The sequence below is a fragment of the Rhodococcus sp. PD04 genome (assembly GCF_035918275.1).
Classification (GTDB): domain Bacteria; phylum Actinomycetota; class Actinomycetes; order Mycobacteriales; family Mycobacteriaceae; genus Rhodococcus; species Rhodococcus rhodochrous.
Window position 1 is genome coordinate 416880 of sequence record NZ_CP142143.1, and the last position, 12715, is coordinate 429594.

The window sequence follows — 12715 nt, forward strand, 5'->3', positions numbered from 1 at the left end:
TGCGGTCCGTGTCCTCGTTCGTCGTCGTTCGGCGCCTGATCGGTGCGATCACGCGGTGGGACCACAGCGAGGGAAGCGTCGAACTACCGGCAGAAGCTGCGGGAAGGGCCGGACGATGACACCTTCCGCCGCTGTGACCTCCGATGCCATCAGGACGTGAGGAACGTCGTCGTGCCGGAGGGACGCACCGACGCGACCCGCTTCGTCAGGCCTCGGTGAGCGTCTTCGCCGCGGTGTCGTCCGGACTCGTATCGGCCTTGCGCGGGACGGTGAAGGTCGCAGCGACACAGGCGATTGCGACCGCGAAGCATGCGACGGTGTACCACAGGCTGCCGATCGGGTCGCCTGCCTCGGTGACCCCGTCGACGGCGGAGAACCAGTCGGGCAGAGCACCGATCCACAGCACGGCCATCACGACGAGATAGGCGACGGCGTACCAGCGGACGAGGTCGTTCGAATAGGGCCGATCCGTGGGTGTGCTCCGCAGCCGGGACCACTGGCGTGAGAGCACGTAGATCGCCACGATCGACAGGATCACGAGTTCGGCGGCGTAGATCGTGGCCCGCACAGTCGTGCTGCCCATGCCGATCACGGTCGCCGGTGCCGGCAGGATCACCACACCCACGGACGCGAGTAGTCCGACGGTGATCGTGCGCCAGGTCAGTTCGAGCCCGCTGAAGGTGCGCCCGGCGTCGATGTGGCGGCCGACGAAGAACTGCGCGCAGAATGCGAGCGACATCGGCCACAGGGCAGCGAAGACCACGACGCTGGGGAGCGGAACGGAGTCGAAGAAGGGCTGGTTGATCGGATTGTCGAGCGACCACTCCCACCACCGCAACTGCGGTCCGAGGTGATCGAAGATCTCGTAGAAGGCGTGGTGGACGAAGCCCACGCAGACGGCGCCGACGACGGTGCCGTACTTCCGGAACACTCCGAGCATCCGGACGATCTCGAACGCGATCGTCGCCATCATCGGGTAGATCGCGATGATGTACAGCGGCAGGCGTCCCCACATGAACTCGACGGTGAACACGTTGTGCGCGAACATCGTGTCGAGGTAGTCCTCCACGCCGAAGGCGTCGGGGAAGTACAGCAGCGGCTCGATGATGAACAGGAACGCGAGGGTGCCGAGCCAGACGACGAGGTTCGTGGCGTCACCGGTGCGCCGCAGCCGGACGATCGCGTACACGAGCATCAGCACGGCCCCGAGCACGATGGTCACCTCGAGGACGGGCAGCGTCCAGTTCTCCAGCGCGAACGGGCTGCGCAGTTCGAAGATCCCCCCGGCTTCGTCGCACGAGAATCCGAGGCGGGTCGAGAGGTCCTCGAAGGTGGGCGAGCACAGGTCCGACATCAGTTGTTCCTCCCGCCCACGGTTTCCGCCGTGTACCAGTGCGAGACGTCGTAGCCTTCGTCGAATCGACGGAACCACACGTCGGCGAGGGCCGGCAGCTTCTCGTGGTCGGGATTGTGCTTGGGCATCTGGCTGCGGACGATGCCCACCAGCGCGACGAGCTGTTCGCCGAGCGGCAGGACGTCGAAGGCGCGCGGCATCGGGCCGTGATCCTGGTACTGCAGGAACGGCAACCGGCGCCGTAGGTTCTGCTTACGGCGGTGCGACGCGAACATCGACATCGCGTCGATCTTCCGTTCCTCCAGCGGCACATGCTTGTTGAAGCCCTCGCATGCGATGGCGATGACGTCGAGCACGTGCTTGAACACCGAGGGGGCCTGCCGCATGCGGTACAGATCGCTGCCGACCACCGCGTCGAAGATGATGAGCGCCGAACTGCGGTGTTCGACCTCCTCGACGAAATGCCAGATGAACAACGAGGCGACCCGGTCGTCGCCGGGGCGGAAGAGCGCCGCGTCGTTGTCGAGCATGAGCTTGAAGACGGGAGTGAAGGTCGCCTCGAGATCGGCGGTGTACGCGAGGCGGTATTCGGGGGAGGTCTCGGCGGTGAGCTTGTCGAAGGCGCCGATGACGTCGTCGAGCGTCTCCTGCAGTCCCGGATAGCTCTTGATCAGTCCCTTCACGTGCTGCCGGTGGGCGGTGGAGTGCTGCCCCTCCTGGTACATGAAGGCGTTGGCCTCTTCGAGGACCTCGGGATCGGTGATGCGCGGGGTGATCTCGCGGATCATGTTCACGATCATCTTCTCGAAGCCGATCGCGAGGAACGAGACGGCGTTGGCCATGCTCGAGAAGGCCGGGTTCTCCTCGTTCCACAGGAACGGCACGTCGTAATCCGCGAATGCGAAACGCATCTTGCGGACCTGCAGGTTCGTCATGGGGCGGTACCTCGTCTCGTCGACGCCGGGCTGGCTGTGGACCTGTTTCGGGACACGGTCGGGAGGACCTCGGAAGAGCCGGGAGGCCCCGATCGGCGTGACCATACACGAAATGCGTCAGGTGTATGATAGGTGTCCCATCCGCTCGCGGGAGCCCGTTTCGGACCACCTCCACCGAGGTCGGCCGTGTTACCGTCGGGCCTTCTCCAGGCGACGGTTCGAGGAAGCGCGAAGTGGCACGTAGACGTGGGTGGGGTGGGAGTCCTCCCGCCGACGACGAAGAGGCGTCGCAGCGGATCGTGGCCGCTGCCGTCGACCTGATCGACCGGACCGGCGCGGAGATCAGCATTGCCGATGTGGCCCAGTCCCTCGGGGTGATCCGCCAGACGGTCTACCGCTACTTCCCCAGCGCGGACGCCCTGATGCGTGCGGCCGCCATCGCCTCGGTCGAAGGATTCCTGGAACGACTCACCCGGCAGGTCGCGGGACTCGACGATCCGGTCGAGGCCATGACCGAAGGTGTGGTCTACACGCTCGCGGAGGTGCGTCGCACCCCGCACCTCGGCATCCTGCTGTCGAGCACCTATTCGAACCCGCATCCCGAGGCGATCGCCTCGGAGGAGGCGTGGATGTTCGGCATGGCGATGATCAAGCGGTTCGACGTCGACTGGGAGGAACACGGCTACGACGACGACTCCCTCGCGGAGCTGGTCGAGTACGTGCTGCGCACGATGCAGTCGTTCTTCGTCTCGCCGGGAACCCCGCCACGCTCCGACGACGATCTGCGCCGCTACCTGCGACGATGGATGGGTACGGCGATCCTCGCCCAGCGGGAGTGGGATTCCGGCAATCCCGCGACGCGCGACCGCTCTCCCGTAGAGTCCGGCTCGTGACGAACGAGCAGCAGATCAGGCGTGCCGATCGTACGCGCGACGGCGATCCACAGAACGTTCCCCGCCCGCTGGAGGGTGAAGCCGACCGCACGGTGGTGGAGACGACCTGGGGCGAGGTGCAGCCGATGCAGGTGGCGGCGGGCGTGGCGACCGTCGGTGAACTCGAGGTGATCGAACTGCTCGACCGGGGAGCTGCGCTGGTGGACACGCGGGTGCCCGATTCCCGGAGCGGGGTGAGCCTCCCCGGTGCCGTGAACATCCCGCACGAGGACATCGTCGAGAGGAAGGGTGAGCTCGACCCCGCCCGGACGACGATCGTCTTCTGCAACGGTCCCCAGTGCCCTCAGTCGCCCGATGCGATCCGGAAGCTGATCGATGCCGGATATCCCGCGTCCGCGCTCGCCTACTACCGCGGGGGCCTGCACGACTGGGCGACTCTGGGATTCCCCCTCGCCTCGGTCCGGCCGGCGTCGTGAAAAGGGCTTGCGTTCGCACTGTGACGTAGCTAACATCGAAGGTGCGAATCGAGCTTATGAGACGTCCGCGGACGACAGAGAGAAGCTCGTGAAGCAGAGATCCGGCCCGGAGAACGCGTAAAGCGAATCACCGGGCCGAACCCCTGTTCAGGGGAGGTTTCGCGGCCGGATGCCGATCGCCGCGACTGCAGCAGGGGCTTGCACAGGGGGTATGGGTGGGGGAGCGCATCACGACCGTCGAGCGGAACGGACTCCGGTTCGGCATCCGCGACGACGGGCCCATCCACGGCGACCCCATCGTTCTTCTCCACGGCTTCCCGCAGGACTCCCGGGTCTGGGAGGCGGTCGCGCCCCACTTGCACGCCGAGGGGTATCGCACCTTCGCCCCGGATCAGCGCGGCTACTCGCCCGACGCCCGACCGCCCCGCCGCCGTGACTACGGCCTCGACCTGCTCGTCGACGACGTCGCGGCGCTCATCGAGTCGGTGCCCGGTGGTCGCGCGCACGTCGTCGGCCACGACTGGGGAGCCGCCGTCGCGTGGGTGCTCGCGGCGCATCGTCCCGATCTCGTCCGCACCGTGACGGCGGTGTCGGTTCCGCATCCGACGGCGTTCATGCGCTCGTTCTTCACCAGCGGGCAGTTGCTGCGCTCGTGGTACATGCTCGCCTTCCAGCTGCCCTGGATCCCGGAGACTCTACTGAGCAGGGAGAAGGTTGCACGGCTGTTGCTGCACGGCACCGGCCAGCCGTCCGCCGCCACCGACCGCGATGTCGCGCGGCTGAAGGACCGTGCCGCGGTGCGGGCCGGCATCAACTGGTATCGCGCTGTGCCCCTGTCGAATCCGAAATCGCCCTTCGGGAAGATCACCGTGCCCGCACTCATGGTGTGGAGCGACGACGACGCGGCGATCGGATCCGCCGGGGTCGACGCGACGGCCCGCTACGTCAGTGGGCCGTACCGGCGGGAAACGCTCGTCGGTACGAGCCACTGGATTCCGGACGAGGAGCCGGAGAAGCTTGCGCGGTCGATCCTCGAACACGTCGCCGCGCACGGCTGATCGCCCAGTTACGCAACCGTCAGGCGCGCAACCGTTCCTGCCTCAGCAGATCGACCTCGGGCAGATCCAGCGGCGGCAGCGAGTCGACTCCCAGAGCGCGCATCAGGAGATGATCGGCGAGCTCGGGATTGCGGGCGAGCACGGGACCGTGCAGATAGGTGCCGATCACCGAACCCTGCACGGCACCTTCGAGCCCGTCGCCCACACCGTTGCCGACACCGCGGTCGACGCGGCCGAGCCCGGTGGCGTCGGAGCCGAGAGTCGTTCCACCACGGTGGTTCTCGAATCCGGTCAGCGGCTGGGTGAGGCCCGACAGCGTGGGGCGGATGACGATCTCGCCGATTGCGCGGGTCTGCTGCGGCGAGGTGGTCGCGTCGAGGATGCCGACACCGTCGACGCGTTCGCCCGAGGACGTCTCGTACCAGTGGCCGAGCACCTGGATCGCGGCGCAGATGGCCAGCACGGGCGCTCCGCGCTCGGCGGCGCGCTGCAGACCCGGATAGCGCTGCAGGTGCCGCGTGGCCAGTCGCTGCGCGGCGTCCTCGGCACCACCGAGGGTGTAGAGATCGAGGGACTCGGGAACGGGATCGTTCAGTCCGATCTCGACGATCTCGGCGTTGTGACCGCGCATCCGCAGGCGCTGGCGCAGCACCAGGGCGTTGCCTCCGTCGCCGTAGGTGCCCATCACGTCGGGCAGGACGAGTCCGATGCGGACGGTCGACTCAGACATGGGCAGCTCTCCTGGCGATGGCGGTGTTGAGATCGCGGAACGCGGTGTAGTTGGCGAGCACCTCCACACGGCCGGGAGGGCACGAGGCGATGGCCTTCAGCGGATCCGGCACCAGCGTGTGCTCGACGCCCGCGTAGGTCAGGCGGACGGCGAGATCGGTGCCGCGTTCTCCGGCCGCCACCACCTGCACACCTTCGAAGTGTTCGAAACGCACGTCCCACAGCCACGACAGGTCCTCACCGTCGGGCACCTGGCCGTTGACGGCGATCACCAGGCCGTCCACGGTCGGGTCGATCATCGACAGGGCCTCCTGCCAGCCGGCGGGGTTCTTCGCGAGCAGCATGTGCACCGAATGCGGGCCGACCTGCACCGTCTTGTAGCGACCGGCGACCTCTTCGACGACCGAGGCGGCAGCGACGGCCTTCGCCGGATCGGCACCGAGGGCGACGGCGGCCGCGACCGCCTGGGCTGCGTTGCCCCGGTTGGCGCGACCGGGGAGGGTCAGCTTCAGAGGGAGGACGAGGCCGTCCGGTCCGTACAGGTTCTCGTCGTCGACCCACCAGTCCGGTGTCGGCCGCGCGAAGTCGGAGCCGGTGCTGTACCAGTGGTCGCCCTCGCGGACGATCGGCTCGCCCGTGCGCGGGCAGCTCACCGAGTCGTTGGCCCAGCCGGCGCCGGCGGCGACCCACACGACGTTCGGGTTGTCGTAGGCGGCGGACGTGACGAGCACGTCGTCGCAGTTCGCGACGATCACGGCGTCGGGATGCCGCTTCAGTCCCTCGCGCAGCTTCCGCTCGATCATGTTGATCTCGCCGACCCGGTCGAGCTGGTCGCGGGTGAGGTTGAGCAGCACGATCGCGCGGGGGTCGAGGGCGTCGGCGACGTGCGGGGTGTGGAGTTCGTCGACCTCGATCGCGGCGAGCGGTGCCCGGAGATCGGTGGCGAGCGCGGCGACGATCCCGGCGTCCATGTTCGCGCCGTCCGCCTGGGTGACGACCGAATCGATCGTCTCGAGCGCGGCGGCCGTCATACGGGTCGTCGTGGACTTGCCGTTCGTCCCGGTGACGAGCACCGTCTGCCGGCCGTGGCCGAGCTGCTTCATCAGTGCCGGGTCGATCTTCAGGGCGACGAGCCCTCCGATCATCGAGCCCTTACCGCGTCCGGCCTTCTGGGACGCCCACGCGGCGGCTCGGGCTGCGCGCAGTGCGAGCCGTCCACGTGCGGTGATTCCTGTGCTGGTTCCCACGTCGGCGAGTGTTCCACAGGCGCGGGAGCGTTGTGTCGCCGGAGGAGCGTCCTGCTCGTCACACTGCGGTGTCCGCCCTGGGCAGCGAGGGCTCCGACGATGACGATCACACCGCCGATCAGGGAGGACGGTGCGGGCCGCTCGCCGAGCGTGATCCACGCGACGGTGAACCCGACGACCGGCACCATGAGGGAGAGCGGGGCGACGGTCCCGGCGGGATAGCGCGACAGCAGCGAGGCGTAGATGCCGGTGCCGGCGATCGTGCCCGCCAGTACGACGTAGGCGAGTCCGGCCAGCGCGAGGCCTCCGTCCGCGGTGGTGACGGCGGTACCGAGGGTGGACCACGCCTGCGGGCCCTCGACGAACCAGGAGACCCCGAAGAAGGGGAGCACGGGCACGACGCACATCCACAGCATCAGGCGCATGGGGTCACCGGCGCCCGCCTTGCGGGTCCCGATGTTGCCGACCGCCCACGACAGACCGGCCAGCAACGCGAGGGTCATGGGGATCAGGCTCGCGTCCGCGGCGCCCTGCCCCACGGCGACGATCACCATGCCGGATACGGCGACCACCAGACCGGCGAGGCGGACGCCGTCGAGCCGTTCGTGCAGGAACAGTGCGGCGAGCAGGACCGTGAAGGGTGCGGACGACTGCAGTACGAGCGACGCGAGGCCTGTGGGCAGACCGGCCTCCATCGCCCAGAACAGGAAGGCGAACTGCGCGAATCCGAACCCGGCGCCGTAGAGGAGGAGCCAGCGCAGGGGAACGGCGGGTCGCGGGACGAACAGCAGCACCGGGACGGCGATGATCGCGAAGCGCAGACCGGCGAAGAAGAACGGCGGGAAGTGGTCGAGGCCCAATCTGATCGCGAGGAAGTTGCATCCCCAGAGCACTACGACGGTGAGTGCGAGCAGACGGTCCCGGAACGACATGCCGTCAATTCTTTGCGCAGGAAACAATCAGGACAAGCGAATGTTTCTGAAGGAAATGTGTAGTTTTACTACATGGATGTCGTGCGATTGCGGATACTGCGCGAATTCGCCGACCGCGGGACCGTGGCCGCGACCGCCGCAGCGTTGTCGATGACACCCTCGGCCGTCTCGCAGCAGCTCAAGGTGCTCGCGCGGGAGGCGGGAGTGCCCCTGCTCGAACCCGACGGCCGGCGCCTGCGGTTCACCGATGCGGGTCGTGCGCTCGTGGTGCGAGCCGACGAGGTGCTCGACGCCCTCGACCGGGCCGCCGACGAGATGACCGCCTACGCCCGGTCGCCCCGGGGGCGGGTGCGCGTGGCGTCGTTCCCCTCCGGGGCAGCGCTCCTGCTACCGGCCGTGCTCGAAGCGGCCGGGACGATCGGCGTCGAGTTGGACGTGAGCGACGAGGACGTCCCGGCCTCGGCCGCGCCCGCCCTGCTCGCCGACTACGACGTGGTGCTCACCCACCGCGACGAGCATTCGGCGCCGCTGTCCGGCCCGCGTGTCCACGTCGAGACGCTGATGCGCGAACCGATCGATGTCGTCCTCCCGCCGGAGCACCGGCTCGCGACGCAGGACCGCGTGCAGGTCGACGAACTGGTGGGGGAGAGCTGGATCAGCGTGCGGGGTGGATTCCCCGTCGACGACGTGTTGCTCTCCGTCGCGGCGGTGACGGGCATCCGGGCACGGGTCGTGCACCGCATCAACGACTTCCGCGTCATCGAGGAACTCGTTGCGGCGGGACACGGGGTGGCGTTGTTGCCGCGGTATTCGGTTCTGCATCCGGCGCTGGTACGTCTGCCGCTGGCCGGTGTGCGTGCGGCGCGGATCTACGAGCTCGTCACCCGCCCGGGGGCGGCGCGACGGCCCGCCGTGGGCGCAGTGCTCGACAGCTTCCGTGCCGCGGCGGCACGGAAGCTGTCGATGTGAACGAGCGCGGGGTCAGGCGAGTGCCTTGGCCTTCAGCGCGTCGAACTCGGCCTGGTCGATGACACCGTCGTCGAGCAGCTTCTTCGCGTCGGCGATGTGCTCGGCGGGCGACTTGCCGGCGACCGAGCGGATGTAGTCGTCCTGCACGGCCTTGTACTGCGCCGCTTCCTTCGCGGACCGTTCGGCCATGCCGCTGCCGTGGACGATCAGATAGATCAGACCCGTCAGCCACGGGAAGATGAACAGGAAGACGATCCAGATCGCCTTGACCCAGCCGGACTGTTCCCGGTTGCGGAACAGATCCCCGATGATCATCCACAGCATGATCAGGTACGCGATGAATGCGAAGCAGACGATGATGTACCAGATGATGTCCATGAATTCCATACGCACACTCCGGGTTCGAGCAGAACGACTCTGCGAGACGAGAATTGCGGAATTCGACGGATATCACCCGTGAACGGGTTCGTTCTCGTCGAACATTCGGAACTGTATCTTTCCGGAGAGTGCGGTAATTGCCCGAAACGGTATTTCCGAGATGAATTGTCGGGGTGAAAATCCCCGAAACGACGAATGCGGTGGACCCGTCCGGGTCCACCGCATTCGGCTTCGAGAAGATCAGCGGTGCGAGCGGTTCACCGCGGAGACCATCGCGCGCAGCGACGCCGTGGTAATCGACGGGGCGATGCCCACGCCCCACACCAGGACGGTCGTGCCGTCGGGACGCGTGACGTCGGCCTCGACATAGGCCGCGGCGTTCGCGTCGTCGCCGGCGGACATGGCGTGCTCGGCGTAGCCGCGGACGGCCACCTGGTAACCCAGCGACTCGAGGGCGTCGACGAAGGCCGCCAGCGGGCCGTTGCCGCTGCCGGAGATCTCCTTCTCCACGCCGTCGACCTTCAGCACCGCGGAGATGGTGTCCTCACCGTCGTCGGTCTCGGCCGCGGTGACCTTCTGCCGGATGCGCTCGAGCGGCGAGATCGGGGCCAGGTACTCCTCGTGGAAGATGTCCCACATCTCCTTGGGGCTGACCTCGCCACCCTCACCGTCGGTGACCTTCTGCACGGCCTGCGAGAACTCGATCTGCAGGCGACGCGGCAGGTTCAGGCCGTGGTCGTGCTTCATGATGTACGCGATGCCGCCCTTGCCGGACTGCGAGTTCACGCGGATCACGGCCTCGTAGGTGCGGCCGACGTCCTTCGGGTCGATCGGCAGGTACGGCACGGCCCAGGTGTGGTCGTCGATGTCGACACCGGCGGCGTCCGCGTCGACCTTCATCGCGTCGATGCCCTTGTTGATCGCGTCCTGATGGCTGCCGGAGAAGGCGGTGTAGACCAGGTCGCCGCCGTACGGGTGGCGCTCGTGGACGGGCAGCTGGTTGCAGTACTCGACCGTGCGGCGGATCTCGTCGATGTTCGAGAAGTCGATCTGCGGGTCGACGCCGCGGCTGAACATGTTCATGCCCAGGGTCACCAGGCAGACGTTGCCGGTGCGCTCACCGTTGCCGAACAGGCAGCCCTCGATGCGGTCGGCGCCGGCCTGGTAGCCCAGCTCGGCCGCGGCGACACCCGTGCCGCGGTCGTTGTGCGGGTGCAGCGACAGGATGATCGAGTCGCGCTTCGCCAGGTTGCGGTGCATCCACTCGATCGAGTCGGCGTAGACGTTGGGGGTGGCCATCTCGACCGTGGCCGGCAGGTTGATGATCACCGGGTTCTCGGGGGTCGCGCCCAGGGTCTCGACGACCGCGTCGCAGACATCCTTGGCGTACGACAGCTCGGTTCCGGTGTACGACTCGGGGGAGTACTCCCAGCGCCAGTTGGTGTCGGGGTGGTTCTTCGCCTCCTCGAGCACCAGTTCGGCGGCGTCGGTCGCGATCTTCTTGACGGTCTCCTTGTCGGCGCGGAAGACCACGCGGCGCTGCAGGATCGACGTCGAGTTGTAGAAGTGCACGATCACGTTCTGCGCCCCGGCGCACGCCTCGAAGGTGCGCTTGATTAGTTCGGGACGGGACTGCGTCAGCACCTGGATGGTGACGTCGTCGGGAATCGCGCCGTCCTCGATGATCTCGCGGACGAAATCGAAATCGGTCTGGCTCGCGGACGGGAAACCGACCTCGATCTCCTTGTAACCCATGCGTACGAGCAGATCGAACATGCGCCGCTTACGGGCGGGGCTCATCGGGTCGATCAGCGCCTGGTTTCCATCGCGCAGGTCCACGGCGCACCACGCAGGGGCGCGATCGATGATCTTGTCGGGCCAGGTGCGGTCGGGCAGCGAGATCGCCTCGACCTCCTCGGCGAACGGCCGGTACCGGTAGGTCGGCATCGACGAGTTCTTCTGCTTGTTCCACGACGGCTGGTCGGCCGGGGCCGGCTTGCTCGGCGGCGTGATGGTGCGCGAGCCGGAGGTGAAAGCGTCGGCGGGTGACATGACGTAACTCCAAAGAGAAAAGGGGACCTGTGGGCCCAGATCGAATATCGACCGGCGCGTCGAAACCCCGCGACGGGAAGCCGGTCTGGTCAGATCCCGCCGCGGCGGCCGAGGAGAAGCGCGCGCTGCATGTCCTGCAGTGTATCGCGCCATCCCCCACCGCGACCAAGTGGTGCCTCCCACACGCACACGTTTCGTGTGACCCGGCGGCGGTGATGTCGTGACCCGATCGATACGAACGCGCCTGACAGAGCGGTACCTGCGCCCCTAGCGTTACCGAACGTAACTCCCGCAACATCAGTAACACCGGTATCACCGATATCTTTGGTAACACCACGGGTGAAGGGCGTGTCGATGGGATCGTTGCGCACGGCGGCCGCCGGCTCGTGCAGTGCACTGCTGGCGCTCGGGCTCATGGCGGTCTCCGCCCCGGCGGCGCACGCCGAACCCTGCGACTCCGGGCTCCTCGGATCGGGCTCCGGCTCGGGCCTCCCCGGCTCGGGTTCGGGTTCCGGATCCTTCGGAACGGGATCGTCCGGACCCCGGCTCGGGAGCAGCGGATCGGGGAGCGGGGGACTCGCACCCCAGGGACCACAGGGGCCGCTACCGGCACTCGGACCGGGCCCCACCAGCACCGTGGCCTGGGTGACCGGTCCGCGCAGCCCCAACAGGACCTACGACAGGTTCTCCATCTCGGGAACCGACCTCGGCATCATGTGGGACAACGGAGAGGAAGGAGACGCACGTCAGGTTCTCATGGCCTTCGGCGACACCTTCGGAGACTGTTCGCTGCCCGATCAGCAGTGGCGGCACAACGTCCTCATGCGCACCACCGACGCCGATCTCTCCGACGGCATCGACGTGCCCGATCCGGTGCCCGGCGACCCGCGTGCGGGTTCGCCCGTCCTGCCCTCCGCACCCGACTTCTCCCGTGAACTCGTGGGCAGCCTCGCGATCGACGGCGTCGAGATCACCGTGATCCCCACGGCCGGGATCGCCGTCGACGGCATCCAGTACATCAACTTCATGTCGGTGCGGTCCTGGGGCGACCACGGTGAGTGGTGGACCAACGCGTCGATGATCGCGACCTCGGCGGACAACGGGGAGACCTGGGCGCTCGACCCGGCGACGGCACGGATCAACCTGCCGCTCGACGTACCCACGGTGCAGCAGCTGTCCACCGGTAACGAGAACTTCCAGCAGCACGCCTACGTCCGCCACGAGGGATACGTCTACGACTTCGGCACACCGCAGGGCCGATTCGGCGCGGCCTTCGTCTCCCGCGTCCCCGAGACCGCTCTGCTGGATCTGGCCGCCTACGAGTACTGGAACGGTGACGGCTGGGTGCCCGGCGACGCCGCCGCGGCCACCCCGGTCGTGCCGCCCGCCGTCGGAGAGATGTCGGTGCAGTTCCTCGGTGGTGAGTTCGTCATGCTCTACGGCAACGAGGCGAACGGCACGATCGAGATGAGGACGTCCGCGAGACCCGAGGGACCGTGGAGCGAAGCGCGCGTGCTGGTCACCCACCGTGAGATCGGTGGTCTCTACGCTCCGTTCATCCACCCGTGGTCCACGGATACGGACCTCTACTTCACCGCCTCGCGGTGGGGGGACTACAACGTCATGTTGTTGCGCACGACACTTTCCTGAGATGCCCCGGGTCGATGGAAGCCGCGGTCGGTAAGCTGGGCC

The 12715-nt window shown here is 67.5% G+C and carries 12 protein-coding genes; 5 read left to right on the top strand and 7 right to left on the bottom strand.

Annotated elements, in window-relative coordinates:
- Nucleotides 1-205: 205 nt before the first annotated feature.
- Nucleotides 206-1354 carry a hypothetical protein gene (locus U9J23_RS01900; RefSeq protein ID WP_230825514.1) on the bottom strand — a complete coding sequence of 383 codons (1149 nt, stop codon included), beginning with the start codon at nt 1352-1354 and terminating at the stop codon, nt 206-208.
- Complete coding sequence (locus U9J23_RS01905; RefSeq protein WP_106201609.1) at nt 1354-2289, bottom strand: metal-dependent hydrolase; 936 nt, start codon at nt 2287-2289, stop codon at nt 1354-1356. Before U9J23_RS01905 ends, U9J23_RS01900 begins: the two co-directional genes overlap by 1 nt.
- 233 nt (nt 2290-2522) lie before the next feature.
- Here U9J23_RS01905 and U9J23_RS01910 point away from each other — a divergent pair, with 233 nt between their 5' ends.
- From U9J23_RS01910 to U9J23_RS01920, 3 genes are all read left to right on the top strand, one after another.
- Nucleotides 2523-3182: a TetR/AcrR family transcriptional regulator gene (locus U9J23_RS01910; protein ID WP_059383117.1), complete on the top strand. Its 660-nt coding sequence runs from the start codon at nt 2523-2525 to the stop codon at nt 3180-3182.
- Nucleotides 3179-3658: a rhodanese-like domain-containing protein gene (locus U9J23_RS01915; protein ID WP_019290247.1), complete on the top strand. Its 480-nt coding sequence runs from the start codon at nt 3179-3181 to the stop codon at nt 3656-3658. Before U9J23_RS01910 ends, U9J23_RS01915 begins: the two co-directional genes overlap by 4 nt.
- A 215-nt stretch (nt 3659-3873) precedes the next feature.
- Nucleotides 3874-4716 (top strand): alpha/beta fold hydrolase, encoded by an 843-nt coding sequence (locus U9J23_RS01920; protein ID WP_272268915.1) that lies wholly within the window; start codon nt 3874-3876, stop codon nt 4714-4716.
- 19 nt (nt 4717-4735) lie between these two features.
- Here the strand turns inward: U9J23_RS01920 and U9J23_RS01925 are convergent, their stop codons facing one another.
- From U9J23_RS01925 to U9J23_RS01935, 3 genes are read right to left on the bottom strand one after another with little or no spacing between them, the layout of a single operon-like run.
- Nucleotides 4736-5446, bottom strand: a complete 711-nt coding sequence (locus U9J23_RS01925) for a type 1 glutamine amidotransferase (RefSeq protein ID WP_059383114.1) — start codon at nt 5444-5446, stop codon at nt 4736-4738.
- Nucleotides 5439-6692: a Mur ligase family protein gene (locus tag U9J23_RS01930; RefSeq protein WP_059383113.1), complete on the bottom strand. Its 1254-nt coding sequence runs from the start codon at nt 6690-6692 to the stop codon at nt 5439-5441. Before U9J23_RS01930 ends, U9J23_RS01925 begins: the two co-directional genes overlap by 8 nt.
- Nucleotides 6587-7624, bottom strand: a complete 1038-nt coding sequence (locus tag U9J23_RS01935) for an EamA family transporter (RefSeq protein WP_085469841.1) — start codon at nt 7622-7624, stop codon at nt 6587-6589. The genes U9J23_RS01930 and U9J23_RS01935 overlap by 106 nt, the downstream gene beginning before the upstream one ends.
- A gap of 72 nt (nt 7625-7696) precedes the next feature.
- On the opposite strand from U9J23_RS01935, the gene U9J23_RS01940 reads away from it, so the two are divergent.
- Entirely contained in the window at nt 7697-8593 is an 897-nt protein-coding gene (locus U9J23_RS01940) for a LysR family transcriptional regulator (RefSeq protein ID WP_085469840.1), read from the top strand.
- Between the two features lie 12 nt (nt 8594-8605).
- Here the strand turns inward: U9J23_RS01940 and U9J23_RS01945 are convergent, their stop codons facing one another.
- A complete protein-coding gene (locus U9J23_RS01945; protein WP_059383110.1) occupies nt 8606-8980 on the bottom strand; it encodes an SHOCT domain-containing protein in 375 nt (124 codons plus the stop codon).
- A gap of 231 nt (nt 8981-9211) precedes the next feature.
- The gene (leuA, locus tag U9J23_RS01950) at nt 9212-11023 is read right to left on the bottom strand and encodes a 2-isopropylmalate synthase (protein WP_059383109.1); all 1812 of its coding nucleotides are present in this window, start codon (nt 11021-11023) and stop codon (nt 9212-9214) included.
- A gap of 354 nt (nt 11024-11377) precedes the next feature.
- On the opposite strand from leuA, the gene U9J23_RS01955 reads away from it, so the two are divergent.
- Nucleotides 11378-12673: a DUF4185 domain-containing protein gene (locus tag U9J23_RS01955; protein ID WP_059383205.1), complete on the top strand. Its 1296-nt coding sequence runs from the start codon at nt 11378-11380 to the stop codon at nt 12671-12673.
- The last annotated feature ends 42 nt before the right edge of the window (nt 12674-12715 follow it).

What these genes read in the sequence shown, in the direction of transcription:
- U9J23_RS01900 (WP_230825514.1), bottom strand. Translation starts at nt 1,354, where the DNA reads ATGTCGGACCTGTGCTCGCCCACCTTCGAGGACCTCTCGACCCGCCTC.
- U9J23_RS01905 (WP_106201609.1), bottom strand. Translation starts at nt 2,289, where the DNA reads ATGACGAACCTGCAGGTCCGCAAGATGCGTTTCGCATTCGCGGATTAC.
- U9J23_RS01925 (WP_059383114.1), bottom strand. Translation starts at nt 5,446, where the DNA reads ATGTCTGAGTCGACCGTCCGCATCGGACTCGTCCTGCCCGACGTGATG.
- U9J23_RS01935 (WP_085469841.1), bottom strand. Translation starts at nt 7,624, where the DNA reads ATGTCGTTCCGGGACCGTCTGCTCGCACTCACCGTCGTAGTGCTCTGG.
- U9J23_RS01940 (WP_085469840.1), top strand. Translation starts at nt 7,697, where the DNA reads ATGGATGTCGTGCGATTGCGGATACTGCGCGAATTCGCCGACCGCGGG.
- U9J23_RS01945 (WP_059383110.1), bottom strand. Translation starts at nt 8,980, where the DNA reads ATGGAATTCATGGACATCATCTGGTACATCATCGTCTGCTTCGCATTC.
- leuA (WP_059383109.1), bottom strand. Translation starts at nt 11,023, where the DNA reads ATGTCACCCGCCGACGCTTTCACCTCCGGCTCGCGCACCATCACGCCG.
- U9J23_RS01955 (WP_059383205.1), top strand. Translation starts at nt 11,378, where the DNA reads ATGGGATCGTTGCGCACGGCGGCCGCCGGCTCGTGCAGTGCACTGCTG.